This window comes from Tropicimonas sp. TH_r6 (assembly GCF_033101155.1).
Classification (GTDB): domain Bacteria; phylum Pseudomonadota; class Alphaproteobacteria; order Rhodobacterales; family Rhodobacteraceae; genus Tropicimonas.
Genome location: NZ_JAWMPX010000015.1, coordinates 1 through 15,266, shown reverse-complemented (window position 1 = coordinate 15,266; position 15,266 = coordinate 1). Strand labels below are relative to the sequence as shown.

15 protein-coding genes and 2 pseudogenes are annotated in these 15,266 nt (G+C 63.1%); 13 read left to right on the top strand and 4 right to left on the bottom strand.

The genetic code is table 11. The features are described from left to right. Positions 1-200: 200 nt before the first annotated feature. The 4 genes from R3X27_RS14940 to R3X27_RS14925 form a co-directional block, all read right to left on the bottom strand. On the bottom strand, positions 201-542 hold the full coding sequence (locus tag R3X27_RS14940) for a hypothetical protein (protein WP_317709674.1): 342 nt from the start codon (positions 540-542) through the stop codon (positions 201-203). Between the two features lie 710 nt (positions 543-1,252). After that, positions 1,253-1,762, bottom strand: a complete 510-nt coding sequence (locus tag R3X27_RS14935; RefSeq protein WP_317709673.1) for a hypothetical protein — start codon at positions 1,760-1,762, stop codon at positions 1,253-1,255. 307 nt (positions 1,763-2,069) lie between these two features. Further along, positions 2,070-3,395, bottom strand: coding sequence for a PAS domain-containing protein (locus R3X27_RS14930; RefSeq protein ID WP_317709672.1), 1,326 nt, complete (start codon positions 3,393-3,395; stop codon positions 2,070-2,072). A gap of 320 nt (positions 3,396-3,715) precedes the next feature. After that, positions 3,716-4,522 carry a permease gene (locus tag R3X27_RS14925; RefSeq protein ID WP_317709671.1) on the bottom strand — a complete coding sequence of 269 codons (807 nt, stop codon included), beginning with the start codon at positions 4,520-4,522 and terminating at the stop codon, positions 3,716-3,718. Positions 4,523-5,287: 765 nt separating this feature from the next. On the opposite strand from R3X27_RS14925, the gene R3X27_RS14920 reads away from it, so the two are divergent. The 13 genes and pseudogenes from R3X27_RS14920 to R3X27_RS14860 all read left to right on the top strand — a co-directional run. Then, positions 5,288-5,458, top strand: a complete 171-nt coding sequence (locus tag R3X27_RS14920; protein ID WP_317709670.1) for a hypothetical protein — start codon at positions 5,288-5,290, stop codon at positions 5,456-5,458. Positions 5,459-5,518: 60 nt separating this feature from the next. Continuing rightward, on the top strand, positions 5,519-5,797 hold the full coding sequence (locus R3X27_RS14915; protein ID WP_317709669.1) for a DJ-1/PfpI family protein: 279 nt from the start codon (positions 5,519-5,521) through the stop codon (positions 5,795-5,797). A 109-nt stretch (positions 5,798-5,906) separates the two neighbouring features. Continuing rightward, positions 5,907-8,447 (top strand): glycyl radical protein, encoded by a 2,541-nt coding sequence (locus R3X27_RS14910; RefSeq protein ID WP_317709668.1) that lies wholly within the window; start codon positions 5,907-5,909, stop codon positions 8,445-8,447. Positions 8,448-8,596: 149 nt separating this feature from the next. Beyond that, the gene (locus R3X27_RS14905) at positions 8,597-9,721 is read left to right on the top strand and encodes a 1-propanol dehydrogenase PduQ (protein ID WP_317709667.1); all 1,125 of its coding nucleotides are present in this window, start codon (positions 8,597-8,599) and stop codon (positions 9,719-9,721) included. 82 nt (positions 9,722-9,803) lie between these two features. Beyond that, positions 9,804-10,097 (top strand): propanediol utilization microcompartment protein PduA, encoded by a 294-nt coding sequence (pduA, locus tag R3X27_RS14900; RefSeq protein WP_106207992.1) that lies wholly within the window; start codon positions 9,804-9,806, stop codon positions 10,095-10,097. 27 nt (positions 10,098-10,124) lie between these two features. Continuing rightward, positions 10,125-10,943 carry a propanediol utilization microcompartment protein PduB gene (pduB, locus tag R3X27_RS14895; protein WP_317709666.1) on the top strand — a complete coding sequence of 273 codons (819 nt, stop codon included), beginning with the start codon at positions 10,125-10,127 and terminating at the stop codon, positions 10,941-10,943. A gap of 23 nt (positions 10,944-10,966) precedes the next feature. Beyond that, positions 10,967-11,233: pseudogene (locus R3X27_RS25660) on the top strand (BMC domain-containing protein); the annotation flags it as partial. Positions 11,234-11,563: 330 nt separating this feature from the next. Further along, complete coding sequence (locus R3X27_RS14885) at positions 11,564-12,229, top strand: phosphate propanoyltransferase (protein ID WP_317709664.1); 666 nt, start codon at positions 11,564-11,566, stop codon at positions 12,227-12,229. A 17-nt stretch (positions 12,230-12,246) separates the two neighbouring features. Then, the gene (eutJ, locus tag R3X27_RS14880) at positions 12,247-13,077 is read left to right on the top strand and encodes an ethanolamine utilization protein EutJ (RefSeq protein WP_317709663.1); all 831 of its coding nucleotides are present in this window, start codon (positions 12,247-12,249) and stop codon (positions 13,075-13,077) included. After that, on the top strand, positions 13,074-13,862 hold the full coding sequence (locus R3X27_RS14875; protein ID WP_317709662.1) for a hypothetical protein: 789 nt from the start codon (positions 13,074-13,076) through the stop codon (positions 13,860-13,862). The genes eutJ and R3X27_RS14875 overlap by 4 nt, the downstream gene beginning before the upstream one ends. A 10-nt stretch (positions 13,863-13,872) precedes the next feature. Beyond that, a complete protein-coding gene (locus R3X27_RS14870) occupies positions 13,873-14,139 on the top strand; it encodes a EutN/CcmL family microcompartment protein (protein WP_317709661.1) in 267 nt (88 codons plus the stop codon). A 22-nt stretch (positions 14,140-14,161) separates the two neighbouring features. Then, complete coding sequence (locus R3X27_RS14865) at positions 14,162-14,659, top strand: heme-binding protein (protein ID WP_317709660.1); 498 nt, start codon at positions 14,162-14,164, stop codon at positions 14,657-14,659. A 2-nt stretch (positions 14,660-14,661) separates the two neighbouring features. Then, positions 14,662-15,266, top strand: a pseudogene (locus R3X27_RS14860) (aldehyde dehydrogenase EutE); the annotation flags it as partial.

Sequence of the window (15,266 nt, the reverse complement as noted above, 5' to 3'; positions counted from 1 at the left end):
TCGGCTGAGATCCTCTCCGCGAGATGGTGCGAGTCAGCATTGGTGAAGCCGGGGCCTGCGGTGCAGACGGTGAGGCCGATGTTATGCAATACCCCTCGAAGGTCTGCCGCGATCCAGACGGATCATGGATCGCCCGCCATATCCGCAGAACGCCAGGAAGAGACCGGGACCTTTCGCCCTCCTGAGGGCGGTGCAGGCCCTTAGCGTGTGATCTGACCCCAGGTATCGCCGCACTGACAGGGCGCATTGATCGGGCGATCGGGAACAGTGCAGGACCCGCTGGGGGTTTCACAGACCGTTCCGCTTGTCTGTTGAACCAGATTCAGGCCCGTGCCTCCAGAAGCACGTCGCTTGGTCGTCGGCGATATGGATCTCGTCTTATAGGTGGGTTCTGCGGCTTGAGGCGCCGGAGTTGCGGTCTGGTTCAGTGTCTCGCGCGAATCCGGGGTATCGCTCTCGCCGAAAAACCAGTCCTGGCTGCTGATCACGGCAACGGATGCCACGAGCAGCAAAGGGACCACGACGATGATGGGTTTCAACATCAGTTCTGCCTCTTTCTCCAGCAGGCTTCATGCGTGCGTCCTACCTTGGAACAAGACTACAGTATCTTGAAGTTTGCGTTAAGGGGTGTTGTCCGGCTTTGCCGGCCAGCCGTCTCGGACCGAAGCGGGTTGATCTCTGCGAAACGGCCGTGCCTTCTTTTTCGATGACGCATCCTGCCCGCCTTTGAATTCTACTGATCCCGCCGGAAAATTCGCTGTCTGAGGATGAGAATCTTTGGTCGTTTTCCGTCGTCGCTCAGCAACCCCAAGGACTTGTCGGACGCGCGACATCGGCATCCGCCTCGACTTAACCAACCTGTCCAGAGGAAAGGGACCACAATATCTACCCACTCAAGGGCGAAATCGCTGTCAACCATTGCCCGCAGAGAGGTGTCCTTCACCATGCGAAATCGGGCCCGACGTTCTGAAAATGATGGGCGGATTATCGCGCTCGACGTCTTGTCGAGGCCAGTTGAACGGCCACAACCCTTTCCGCGAGCGGCCGGGTCAGGGGATCCCACCGATCAGACAGCCGAGATCCACATTCGCTGCGTCGCTCGAACCGGTGGGGGTCACCTGATCAGTCACAAGCGGGTTCAAAACGCGCGTCGCCGCCGAGATCGGCGCTGCGGCCTGAAGTCGAAAGAGCAGGGGGAAATTCTGTCTTGAATTGGAATGGAGCCCCCTGACCAGACCAGAAATCCGAGTGCCTAGCTTGGCGGAAGATTTGGTCCCACAAGGAAACCGTCAGGATAGCAGGATGATATGAAGAGAGCGTCGCCATGGGAGCGCATGTTGATTGAAACGGTCGATATCTTGCGCGGGTAGTCGCCCTGGGCCCTTGCATAGCCATAGAAATGGCCGGACACCGGAATCGCGTGGATCCACTCCTGTTCGTTGGGCTGCGGGTCCTGGTCCAATCGCGCAAGCGCATCTTTGACTTTCTGGTGTGTCATGATCTCGACAATTGCCGCGATTGCGGTTTGCGTGTCCACGAACAGGGATCTGTCATCGCGTCCTGCACCCGCCCCCACCGTGGAATCTCCCGATCCTTTCACGTGGATATAGACATGACCGACCTTTTTGCCTGTCGGCTTTGCGTTTCGCATTGATTGCGGCAATTCGGGACCGTAGGCATACGCCGTCAGAGCCGTGCCACCCGATCGTGACAGGGCGCGTTCAATCATGCCTCGGTCAAAGTTCAAATTCGAAACACCCATTTCTTTCTCCCGTAAGTCAATGCGGTCAATATCGCTCCGCATTATTGAAAAGCAGCTTGTCGGGGGCTTGCCCCAATAATTCACTGGAACGCCGAAGTACTGTGGCGCTTTCCTGTTCGTCAGTGAAGCCTCCACGAACCCCTCACGTCAAGAACCACGGTCGAAGAACGACGATAAACTCCTGTCCGCTTTCGGAAAGGAGCTGCCCAATCTGGTGTCGAAAAACGGCTGGTTCTGCTTTTTGCGTCTGGTCGCGTGCAGGCCTCGCTTCGTCGCCGGGGGCAGGCGGGTTCGAGAGACAGTCGCCTCAGGAATGTCTTCGATCGCGTCTCCCGACGCGTTCGGGCACTGCCATTGCGCTCGGAGCTTTCCGCGACAGGACACTGTCGGGGACCTGCGAAATGCCGGCCTTGCAGCTTTCCACCGTGGCGGTGATCTGTCTTGACAAAGAGACAAATGAGACAAGCCGCGCCCGAATGTCGTGGTGAAGGTCGTCAAGATCGTCAAGGGTTGTTGCAAGTCCTGAATCGAAACCTGAAAGCCGGCCGCACTCGACCCGACCCATGACGCGGATCGTATCCAGCCCGAGGACAACGCGCCGGACCCTTTCGCTTGCGATTTCCATCAATCCGGCAACCGTCGCCGCCTCTGCCAGCCCATCGAGTGCAACAGCGATACAGTTTTGCTCTGTCCTGGCAAGCAGGGCCATCTCGGTGGCCATGTCGTTCGGACCCTGGTCGTTGCTCTCTGCACCGTATTGGCGGACAAGTTCCTGCTGTACATACGAGATTCCAAGTTGGAAGGCGCCGCCGCGAACGACCTCGACCATCTCGTCAAAGGCGCTACGTTCTTTCCCCACGAGAGCCTCCAACTGCGTGAGTATCTCCGATGACAACGCCATGTAGCTTTCCGAGATGGCGGTAACCGGTCCACCGGCGGGTTCAAGACGCGACGCAATGATCCGCATGTTCGTCGTCACGGTCTGCATAGATGCGACGTTTTCGAGCAAGGTCTCCTGTTCGGTGGTTGCGGATCGAAGGGTGTCGCGGATCGTATCAAGATGGTCAATTCCTTCATGGGCGAGTGCGGAATTCGACGCGGCGCGTGCGCTCAGTTCCCGGCCCAATGCCCGGGACATGAAATCCGGATAGCTTGCGAAGCCCAACTCGCTAAGACGCGCCAGAAGGAGGCCCGAGCTTTCTTCCGGAGAGAGAGACTCGTTGATTTCGCGTTGGCGCAATGCCTCATATTCGGCCTCGATAATCGGGAAGAGGTCGCTCGTCGGCTTGATCCGGACGGACAGATACCCGTCTTCAAGCGGCATCACGGCTGCGAAAACCCAGTAATAACGGCCATCCTCGGCCCGGTTCTTCACATAGGCGCCAATCGTGGATCCGGCCTTGATCCTGTCCCACAGCAACCAGAACACGGCCTTCGGCATGTCCGGGTGGCGGATGATCTTGTGCGGGGCGGAAACAAGATTGGGCCAATCAAAGCCGCTGACGCGCTGAAAGACCGCGTTTCCTGCTCGGATCACGCCCCGGTGGTCCGTTCGGGAATAAAAGATCTCATCAAGTCCAAACCACACTTCTTGGTGCGTTTGGGAGGGAGAAAAACACCCATCCAGACTCATGCCAGTCCTCGCGAAGCTGTCTGTACGGGGTGTTTGCATCCGTGCTGCCCCGGCAGTCCTTTCTTGCACCGGCGATGTGAACAAGTGCTTATCATCGGGCGGCGTTCTTGCTTTCCCACGCGTCGGAGGTCTCTTTGGAGCGGAGTTGGATGATGGCGCCCACTCAAAGCGGCGCAAAGGTCAGCCCTCCCGCAATTGGCGAAGTTGGACCGATCTGGTTTGCCACCAACGAAAAAAAAACCGGCGCGGGTGATGCGCCGGTCTGTCGGTTTTGTCGGGCCACGGGCATGACCTCAGCACGCACGGAGCCTTCGGCGGTGTCACACCGGCATTGGCAGCAGGGTCCACAGGCCGACAGCGGTCAGGAAGTTGAACAGCATAGTGCTCGCCGCGATGGTACAGGCCGGGGGGTCGATATGGGTGTCGCGATGATCGAGGAAGGCGCGTGCAAAGAACTCGCCCAGGAAGGCGCAGAGCAGGCCCGCCAACCCGGCCCAGATCAGACTACCGGACGCGGCGCCGACGATGGCGGCGGGAAGGGTGATGTGATGGGTGACAGGGGTCAGAACGCCGACGGTCAGGAACATGAGGCTGGCAGCCGAGACCCCGAAAGCCAGCAGCGCGCCGGGCGTGCCATAGGTGACGCCGAGCCAGCCAGCGATGAGCCCGCCACCGACGCCGATCATGGCAAGTTGTCCAAAATTACTCTGGAAGGCCAGCCACTTGGTGGCGTCGGTGGGTTGGAAGAACTTCCGGCCTTCTTCCGCCTTGCCGCAGAACCCGCAGGTGCCCCAGAGGAACCTTGCGATGAAGCCGGAGATCACCACGGTGATGCCGGGATAGTCTGTCCAGGTCAGTCCTTCGCCAAAGCCGGGGATCTTGGCGATGAAGAAGATGATGACATAGCCGAGAATGCCGAAAATGCCGCCGACCAGCAGCACGTCGGGACTGTTGAGCCCCATGCCGGCGGTGACGATGTTGCGACCGCTGTCGAGTTTGCCTTTCTTGGCAGCAAAGGCTGCGGCCGCTACGCCCGAGGCGAAGCCGCCAACATGCGGACCGAAGACACCGAAGGGGATGTTGAAGAAGTCGGTGGCTTCCGGTGCGATCGCGAGTTGGATGCCCACTCCGAACAGGGTCAGCAGGCCGACAAAGGCGAAAGCCGGTAGCGCTCCGATTGCCGCGCCAAATATGCCCGCGCCAAAGGCGGCGAGTAGTCCAATAGCAGTAATTTCATCCTCTCTTCCGTGTTTATTGACAGCTCCGGAGAAACCGGAGGATTCCGTCGATTCTTGTTTTTTCGGCGCCCTCGCGCGGGCCGAATTGATAAAGGCAAAGATATTTCGATCTCGGAAATCAGCTTTCCAAGGTATGGTTCCATTATCTGCCGGCAGGGCCGAACGGGGGAGATTTTCCTCCGAACGAGGGGCGTTGGAGCGAGAGTCTATAGAACCGGCATTTGCCCGGTCAACGAGACGGGCTTGCCAAAGGTTGGGGGATTTTTGTCCCCCGTCCTTGTCTGCTTTCCAAGGTAGGAAGATGGTAGGGGTGAGAATTTATGCCTATGAAATATATGTGTTTATTCTTGTTGCGCCAGGCTTTGGTGTTCCCGTTTTTCTTGTGGGCGTCGGGATCCTGCGCTGTTTTCGTGCTGTCTGAGGCGCAAGAAACCGCATTTCGAGTGCAAGAAATTACTTTTCCGACGTGGGATGTCATGGATTTCCAAAAATCGTCTGCTTTCGATATTTTGGAATGTCCTTTTTAAATGGCCTGTTGGGGAGGATTCCGAAGTGGCGTCAAATTTTTCCCTGCCATTGTCAATTCCCTCGCGTTGATGCCGGCAGAATTCTGGAGCAATTTCCAGGAAATCGAAACCGCAGTCGAGTCCCGAAATGACGTCCTTGAAACAGACCCGCATCCTGACGATCGTCGGAGATTACTCCGAAGATTATGAAGTGATGGTTCCGTTTCAGGCGTTGATCATGCTGGCTATGCAGGTCGATCCGGTTTGCCCCGGCAAACGCGTGGGCGTTGTGGTCAAGACGGCGATCCATGACTTTTAAGGCGACCAGACCTATCGCGAGAAGCCGGGCCACCCGTTCCGCCTGACCGCGGATTTCGGGATGGTCAGGCCGGCCGACTATGCCGGGGGCTATATCGCCGGTGGGCGCGCCTGCGAAGACTTGCGGCTCGACCAGCGCGTGCTCGGCAGCGTCCGCGACTTCGATGCCAATGGCCGCCCCATCGCCGGGATCTGCCATGGCGCGCAGATCCTCGCCGCGGCTGGCATCCTAAAGGGCCGCCGGCGGACCGCCTATCCCGCCGTCGCTCCCGAGATTTCCGCTGTTGCGGCCAGTTCGTCGACGTGGCGCCCGACCGAGTCATTACCGATGACAACCTGATCACTTTCCCGGCCTTGCCGGGGCATCCCGAATTGCTGCGCGGTTTCGTGCAGCGCTTCGCTCCCGAAACCCTGACCTGAGACAAATGGCAAATCGCCTGGAGGAAACCATGATTGAGAAGGGATTTTCCCAACCGACAGACCGCATCAAGCGGCTGAAGGAACAGATCCTCAGCGCGCGGCCCCATGTGGAGTCCGAGCGTGCGGTGCTGGTCACCGAGGCTTTCAAGGCAAGCGAGGGCTTGCCCGCGATCACCCGGCGCGCCAAGGCGGCCGAGAAGATCTTCAACGAGCTTCCGGTGACGATCCGCGACGACGAACTGATCGTCGGCGCGATCACCAAGAACCCGCGCTCGACCGAGATCTGCCCGGAGTTTTCCTTCGACTGGGTCGAGGCCGAATTCGACACCATGGCCGGTCGCGTGGCTGACCCGTTCGAGATCCCGAAAGAGACCGCCGCCGAGCTGCACGAAGCTTTCAAGTACTGGCCCGGCAAGACCACGAGCGATCTCGCCGCGTCCTACATGTCCAAGGAAGCCAAGGATTGCCAGGCCGCAGGCGTCTTCACTGTCGGCAACTACTACTTTGGCGGTGTCGGCCATGTCTGCGTCGATTACGGCAAGATCCTCGCCGAGGGTTTCCGCGGTGTCATCGCCGATGCGGTGATGGAGCTGGAGAAGCTCGATCCGATGGATCCCGGCTCGATCAAGAAAGAGCAGTTTTACAACGCGATCATCGTCACCTACTCCGCCGCGATCAACTTCGCCCATCGCTACGCGGCCAAGGCCGCCGAACTGGCCAATGCCGAGAGCAACCCGACCCGCAAGGCCGAGCTGCAACAGATCGCGCAGAACTGTACCCGTGTGCCCGAAAACGGCGCCCGGACCTTCTGGGAAGCCTGCCAAGCGATGTGGTTCGTGCAATGCATGTTGCAGATCGAATCCAGCGGCCATTCGATCTCCCCGGGCCGGTTCGACCAGTATATGGACCCGTTCCTGCAAGCCGATACCAGCATTGATCGCGCCTTCGCGCAGGAGCTGATCGACTGCATCTGGATAAAATTGAACGACGTCAACAAGACCCGCGACGAGGTTTCGGCGCAGGCCTTTGCCGGCTATGCCGTGTTCCAGAACCTCTGTGTCGGCGGCCAGACCCCGGACGGGCTCGATGCCACCAACGAGGTCTCCTACATGTGCATGGAGGCGGTTTCCCATGTCCGTCTGCCCGCGCCGTCCTTCTCGATCCGCGTCTGGCAGGGCTCGCCGGATGCCTTCCTCTTCCGTGCCGCTGAAGTGGTCCGGCTCGGGCTCGGCGTGCCGGCGGTCTATAATGACGAGGTGATCATCCCGTCGCTGCAGAACCGGGGTGTCACGCTCGAAGATGCCCGTGACTACGGCATTGTCGGCTGTGTGGAACCGCAGGCGATCCACAAGACCGAAGGTTGGCACGACGCTGCTTTCTTCAACGTTGCCAAGGTGATGGAAATCACCATGAATGGCGGCAAGGCTGGCGATCAGCAGCTCGGGCCGGTGACAAATCCGATGGCGGACTGGACATCGATCGACGATTTCTACGCCGCCTACGAAGCGCAGATGTCGTATTTCGTCCGCTATCTGGTCGAAGCAGACAACTGTGTCGACCTCGCCCATGCCGAGCGTGCACCGCTGCCCTTCCAGTCGGCCTTGGTCGATGACTGCATGGGCCGCGGCATGTCGGTGCAGGAAGGTGGCGCGATCTACAACTTCACCGGCCCGCAGGCCTTCGGCGTCGCAGATACCGGCGACTCGGTCTACGCGATGAAGAAGTTCGTCTTCGACGAGAAAAAGATCACCTCGGCTGAGCTGAAAGAGGCGCTCGATGCCAATTTCGGCATGGCAATCGGCGAGGCCAACCCGGCCGCTGCTGCCAAGGACGACATGACCGAAGAGCGCGTCTACGCCGCCGTCCAGAAGGTGCTTGCCCATAGCGGTTCCACCGATGTGGCGACGCTGAAGAACGAGGTCTACGCAACACTGGCCAATGAGACGGATGCTCCGGCTGACACGTCGAAATACGCCCAGATCCGGCGCCTGCTCGACAGCGCTCCGGCCTTCGGCAACGATATCGACGCCGTCGATCTCATCGCCCGCCGCTGCGCGCAGACCTACTGCAAGGAGGTGGAGAAATACACCAACCCGCGCGGTGGTCAGTTCCAGGCCGGCATCTATCCGGTCTCGGCCAACGTGCTCTTCGGCAAGGATGTTTCGGCGCTTCCCGATGGCCGCCCCGCCAAGGCGCCGCTCGCCGATGGTGTCTCGCCCCGCCAGGGCAAGGACGTGAACGGGCCGACGGCCGCTGCCAACTCGGTGGCCAAGCTCGACCACTTCATCGCTTCCAACGGGACGCTCTACAACCAGAAGTTCCTGCCCTCCGCGCTTGCCGGAGATGCTGGCTTGCAGAACTTCGCGTCGCTGGTGCGCTCCTATTTCGACCACAAGGGCATGCATGTGCAGTTCAACGTGATCGATCGGGAAACGCTGATCGAGGCCCAGAAGAATCCCGATGCGCATCGGGACCTCGTGGTTCGCGTGGCCGGTTACAGCGCCCAGTTCGTCGTGCTCGCCAAGGAAGTGCAGGACGACATCATCAGTCGGACCGAACAGTCGTTCTGATCCAGCTCTCGGTCTCGCGGGGTGTCCCTTTCCCCGCGGGATCCGTCTCCGGTCGCGTCGCCCGGGTGCTCTCCTCCCAAGGCGCATCTCGGCGCCCGCGATCCGGACCTCTTCTGCGCCCATCCCATGGCCGAAACACAGGAACACCGATGACCCGCTACAACAGCTTCTTTCCAAAGACCGAGATCGTGTTCGGCCCGGGATTGCTGGAGCGTCTGCAGGATTTCCGCGGCCAGCGGATCGGGATCGTGACCGATACCTTCATGGCTTCCTCCGGGGCGCTGGAGCGTGTGCGCTCCTATCTCGACGGCTGCGAGGTCGAGGTTTTTGCCGAGGCCGTGCCCGAGAGCCCGCTCGACACCGTGTCCGCAGGTGCCCGCCAGTTCGGGGCTTTCGCGCCGGATGTGCTGATCGGCCTGGGCGGCGGTTCACCCATCGATGCGGCCAAGGCGATGCTGGCGATCCTGCGCGAAATGGCGCCCGAGCGCCGGATCCGCCTCGTCGCCATCCCGACCACCAGCGGCACCGGCTCCGAGGTCACCGCCTTCGCGGTCGTCTCCGATCCTGCGAAGGGTCGCAAGTTTCCCCTTATTTCCAGTGAATTGGTTTCCGATATTGCCTTGCTGGACCCGGAGCTGGTCCGTTCCGCTCTGGCCGGCGTCACCGCCGATACCGGCATGGATGTCATCACCCACGCCGTCGAGGCGGTTGTGTCCACCGGCGCCACCCATTTCAGCGATGCCTGCGCCGAGAAGGCGCTGGAGTTGGCCTTTGCCTTTCTGCCGCGCGCCTTTGACGATGGCGACGACATGGAAGCGCGCGATGCCATGCATCAGGGCTCCTGTCTGGCCGGGTTGGCCTTCACCGCGGCCGGGTTGGGGATCAATCACGGCATGGCCCATGCGCTCGGCGCGCAGATGCACATGGTGCATGGGCGCAGCAATGCGCTGCTGCTGCCCTATCTGATCGCCTGGAATGCCGAGCTGCCGGCCACCGCGCGCCGCTATGCCCGCATCGCCCGCAATCTCGGTCTCGACGTGCCGAGCACCCGGGCCGGTGTCCGGGCGCTGATCCGCGAAATCGAGAAACTCAACGCACATCTGGGCATGCCTGCCACGCTGCAGGCCGCCGGATGCGATCTGACCGAACTCAGCCGCCGGCGACCAGAGATCGCGGCGGCCGCCATGGCCGATGCCTGCACGGCCAGCAACCCACGCAAGCCCCGTCAGGACGAGCTGGAAGACTTGCTCGCCCAGATCGCGGGCCATGCATGAGGGAGGATGAGTCAGCGCAGGAAATATTGAGACTCTACAGAACCTTACTGAAAATCGGAACATCGTGAGCAAGGAGAATACGATGCAACAGGAAGCACTGGGAATGGTCGAAACCAAAGGCCTCGTCGGCGCGATCGAAGCCGCGGACGCCATGGTGAAATCGGCCAATGTGACCATGGTCGGCTATGAAAAGATCGGCTCTGGCCTCGTCACCGTGATGGTGCGTGGCGATGTCGGCGCGGTGAAGGCCGCCACCGATGCGGGCGCGGTTGCCGCCGAGAAGGTTGGCACCGTGGCCTCGGTCCATGTCATCCCGCGGCCGCATACGGAAGTGGAGCGGATCCTGCCGCACCCCGCCGCCGTCGCCGCCGAGTAATCCAAGACACGCAAAGGAGGATCGGTCATGAAAGACGATCTTGTCGAACAACTGATGGGGGATGTGCTCCGCAAGATGGGTGGCGATTCCGCTGCCCCGGCAGCCCCTGCCGCGCCCGTGGCCGAGGCTCCCGCGGCGCCCGCGCCGGTCAAGCCCTGCGCATTGACCGAGTTCGTGGGCACCGCCATCGGCAACACGATCGGCATGGTGATCGCCAATGTCGACCCGTTGCTGCACGAGCAGATGGGCATCGACAAAAAATACCGCTCCATCGGTATCGTCGGTGCCCGCACCGGCGCCGGCCCGCATATCTTCGCGGCCGACGAGGCGGTGAAGGCCACCAACAGCGAGGTCGTGCTGATCGAGCTGGCCCGCGACACCGAAGGCGGGGCCGGGCATGGCTGCCTGATCCTCTTCGGCGCGCAGGACGTCTCTGACGCCCGCCGCGCCGTCGAGGTGACGCTGAGCGAGCTCGACCGCACGTTTGGCGATGTCTATGGCTCGTCGGCCGGGCATCTGGAATTCCAGTACACCGCCCGCGCCAGCTTCGCGCTGAACAAGGCCTTCGGCGCTCCCGTGGGGCAAGCCTTCGGCATCACCGTCGGCGCACCTGCCGCCATCGGCGTCATGCTCGCGGATACCGCGGCCAAGGCGGCGACGGTCGAGGCGGTGGGCTATGCCTCTCCGGCCAAGGGGACGAGCTTCTCCAACGAGGTGATCTTCACCTTCAGCGGGGATTCCGGCGCCGTTCGCCAGTCGATCCAGGCCGCGCGCGATGTCGGCAAGCAGCTCTTGGGCACGCTGGACGCCGCCCCGCTGGTCTCTTCGACCACGCCCTACATCTGATTGTCTGAGCAAGGAGACACATCATGCCACAGCTGAGTCTGGGATTGATCGAAACCGTCGGACTGGTCGCTGCCGTCGAAGCCGCGGATGCGGCGGTGAAGGCCGCGAATGTGGAACTGGTCGGCTACGAGTCAGCAAAGGGCGGTGGCATGATGACCGTCAAGCTGCGGGGCGAGGTTGGCGCCGTGAAAGCGGCGGTGGCCGCAGCGGAAATGGCCGCGAGCCGGGTCAACAAGGTGATCGCCACCAAGGTCATCGCCCGCCCCGCCGAAGGGCTGGACGGGCTGGTCACCGGCGACGAGACGCGGGGGCTGCCCGCCAAACCCGCCCCGGAACCCACTCCGGAGCCCGCCCCGGTTGAAGCGAAGCCCGAAGCGCCGAAGCCCGCGCAAACGGCATCGGCAAAACCGACAGCGCCCGAGGCAGCGGCCAAGCCCGCCGCCGAGACGGCTGCGGCAAGCCCCGCTCCGGCAAAGAAGAGCGAAGACGTCAAGAAAGCGCCGGCGCGTCAGGCGCGCAAGCCCGAACCGACGTCGCATTGACCCGGGGGGCCGCCACGGCTTGGTGGCGTGGCGGCCGACCCACCGGAACAGACGAAACGCTAGAGACAGGACAGGAAGATGGCTGCCACAGAAACCCTGGTTGACCGGATTGTCGCCGAATTGCTCGAACAGGGCCGGTCTGCCGCGCTGCAGATCGCGGAAGGGCCGGACCCCTCGCTGGTCCCGGTCGGCGTGTCCAACCGGCATATCCATCTGTCCCGACAGGATATGGACGCTCTGTTCGGCCCCGGCGCCGTGCTGACCCGCAAGAAGGCGTCCAAGCAACCCGGCCAATATGCGGCCGAGGAGGTGGTGATCCTGCGCGGCCCCAAGGGCGAGATCGGCAAGGTCCGCGTGCTCGGTCCGCTGCGCAAGGAGACACAGGTCGAGATTTCGAAAGCCGATGGCTTCGTGCTCGGCATTCACCCGCCGGTTCGCATGTCCGGCGAGCTTGAGAACACACCGGGCTTCGAGATCATCGGTCCGCAAGGCGTGGTGAGCAAGGAGCGCGGCATGATCCTCGCGCAGCGCCACATTCACATGCAGCCCGAAACCGCCGCCCTGCTGGGGCTGGCCAATGGTTGCGAGGTCGATGTGCTGGCCGAGGGCGCGCGCGGCGGCGTGCTGCACCATACCGCGATCCGCGTCGCGGAAGCCTCGGCGCTGGAGCTGCATATAGATGTCGAGGAGGCCAATGGGCTGGGGCTGAGGAACGGCGACACGGTCCGGATCCGCAAGGCCTGAGACGAGAGGGGGATGCCATGAATACCGAGCTGACATTGCGCGAGTTCGCCGGGCTGATCCGTTTCCGTTCGGTCGCGCCGATCGAGCAATGGGCCGATGGGCCGCTCAAGGTCGGGGTCGATCTCGGCACCGCCAATCTTGTGCTGGCCGTGCTGGACGTGCAGAACCGCCCTGTGGCCGGCATCACCCACCGCTCCAGCGTTGTGCGCGACGGGATCGTGGTCGATTACATGGGCGCCGTGCATGCGGTGCGCAACATGAAGGACGAGCTAGAAGAGCGCATTGGCCGCAAGCTGACCCGCGCCGCCGCCGCCATCCCGCCGGGCATCCATCCGGGCAGCTCCCGCGCCATCGGCAATATCGTCGAGGCAGCGGATTTCGAACTGGCCGAGATTGTCGACGAACCGACCGCCGCCGCCCGCTTCCTCGGGCTCAGCGACGGCGCCGTGGTCGATGTTGGCGGTGGGACCACCGGCATCAGCGTGCTGCGCGATGGCGAGGTGCTTGCCTCCTTTGACGAGGCCACGGGCGGCACGCATATGACGCTGGTCCTGGCTGGCGCCAAGCGGATCTCCTTTGCTGAAGCGGAGGCCGAGAAGCTCGATTCCGACAGCGAACGCGATGTCTTCGCGCTGGTGCGGCCGGTGGTCGACAAGATGGCCTCCATCGTCAACAGCGTGCTGGTCGACTACCCCGAAATCATCACGATCCATGTCGTTGGCGGCGCCTGTGCCTTCAGCGAGTTCAAGGACGTCTTCGCCAACCAGACCGGCAAGCAGGTGGTCAAACCGGCCGAACCGCTTCTGGTCACGCCGCTGGGCATCGCCATGTATCCGGGGGCGGCATGAGCAATCGCCCCGATCTCGACCGACTGCTGGACAAGGCGCTGCTGGACCTGCTCTCGGACCGCATCGTCGAGCGGCTGCGGGCGCGGCAGCGCTCGGCGCTGGTGCTGCTCTCGGGGACGGATCTGGGGCTGCGCGGGGCCACGGCCGCGCTGGCGGGGCTCTCGGCCCGGGGTTGGCGGCTGGAGATCCGTCGCAGCGCCGATGCCGGCGGAGTGATCGGCGCAGAACAGCTGCGCGAACTGGCCGGCGGGGTCGAACCGTCGGCCCCGTCAGATGCTGCGCTCACGCCGGAGGAGATCGAGACAAGCCTGATGCGCAACGCGCTGGTGCTGGTGCCCGCGCTGAGCCTGCCGCTGGCGGCGCGCGTGGCCGGCGGGCTGACCGACAGCGCCCTGCCGGGCCTGCTCTGCGGCGCACTGGAACGGGGAATGCGGGTCATCGCGGCGCGTGATGGCTGCTGCCCGGGGAACCGGGAACGGCAGGCGCGGAGATGGGCGGCTTCGGAGGGCTATCGCGCGATGCAGGCGGGACAGCTGGACCGTCTCGCAGGCCTTGGCGTCGAACTGGTCTGGGCCTCTGGCCTGGCCGAGGCGGTTGCGCCGACGCAGGCCGCAGCCCCCGTGCGCTCCGTCGCGCCGGAGGCGGCATCCGAGCGGAAGGTCTTTGGCTGGAACGAGGCCAGGGCGGTGGCCACGGCGACGCTGCGGCTAGCGCCCGGCGTGCTGGTTACGCCGCTCGCGGCGGAAGAATTGCGGGCCCGCAATGTGCGGCTCGTTCGGGAATGAGGAGAGGCAGATGCATCTGGGACGCGTGATCGGCACTGTGGTGTCCACCAGCAAGGACCCGAGCCTTTCGGGCTCCAAACTGCTGATCGTGGCACGGCTGAACGAGAATGCCGAGCCGGACGGCTACACCGAGATCGCTGTGGACACGGTTGGCGCCGGACATGGCGAGACCGTCATCGTGACCACGAGCAGCGCGGCGCGGATGACAGAGTCGCTCGATGGCTCGGTCGCCGATGCGAGCATCGTCGGCATTGTCGACACGGTCGAAATCCACTGAACCGCGCGGAAGGAACACCGGGATGCAGACCGCTGAGATCATCGACCGGCTTCTGAGCGAGGCGCTGGACGTGGCGCGCGAGGGCAGGGGCGATGTCACCCTCGCCGAGGCGGTCGGGCTGGCGGCGCGCGCCGAGGCGCGGGCCCGCGCGATGGGTGTCCCGGTGGCGATCTCTGTCGCCGACCGGCAGGGCCGGCAGATCCTGTTTCACCGGATGGCGGACATCCTGCCAGCCTCCGCGCAGCTGGCCAGCGACAAGGCCTGGACGGCGGCCGCACTGCGCATGGGCACCCATGAGCTGGGCCAGCTGGCGCAACCCGGTGGGATGCTCTTCGGCGTGCAGGCGACTCTGGGCGGGCGGGTCGTGATCTTTGGCGGCGGGCTGCCCATTGCCCGCAACGGAATGCTCTGCGGAGCCATCGGCATCAGCGGTGGCACAGTGGAGGAAGATATACAGATCGCCCGGCATGCCCTGGGCGACAGATTTGATGAGGCGGGCGCGGGCCCGAAGGCGGAGTAGAGATGATGAAAGACACAGAAATCACCAGCACCGTGGATCGGGTCCTTGCCAGGTTCGGACAGGCCCCCGCGTCCCAGCCGCCCGCACTGGAACAGGACAGCTCCTCCGGCCTCGCCGCCGAGCTTGTCGCCGACCTTCTGGTCGGGTTCGGCGCGGAGACTGCCGAGGCCGCGACACCGGATTTCGTGCCCGGTTCGAAGCGCTGCTGCTGGTACCCCGCAAAGCCGCAGGTCGATGCGGAGGATGGGATGGTGAGCGGGATCGTCGCCCGGGCGCTGAGCGAAAAGCTCGACCCGCCGCTGCTGCCTGCCGTCGAGACCGTGGCCGAGGATGTCGAGGCGCTCTCCGAGACCGGCTTCACCGGGCTGGGCGACGGCGTGTTCGCGACCATGGAAGAGGCCGTCGAGGCTGCGCATGAGGCGCAGCGGCAATATCTCTTCTGCTCGATGGCCGCGCGGCAGAGCTTCGTCGAAGGCATTCGCGCCGTCGCGCTTGAGCCGGCGATCCTGAACCGGATCTCGCACATGGCCGTTGAAGAGACCGGCATGGGCAACACGGCCCTCAAGGTGATCAAGAACCGGCTTGCCGCCGAACGCACGCCGGGTGT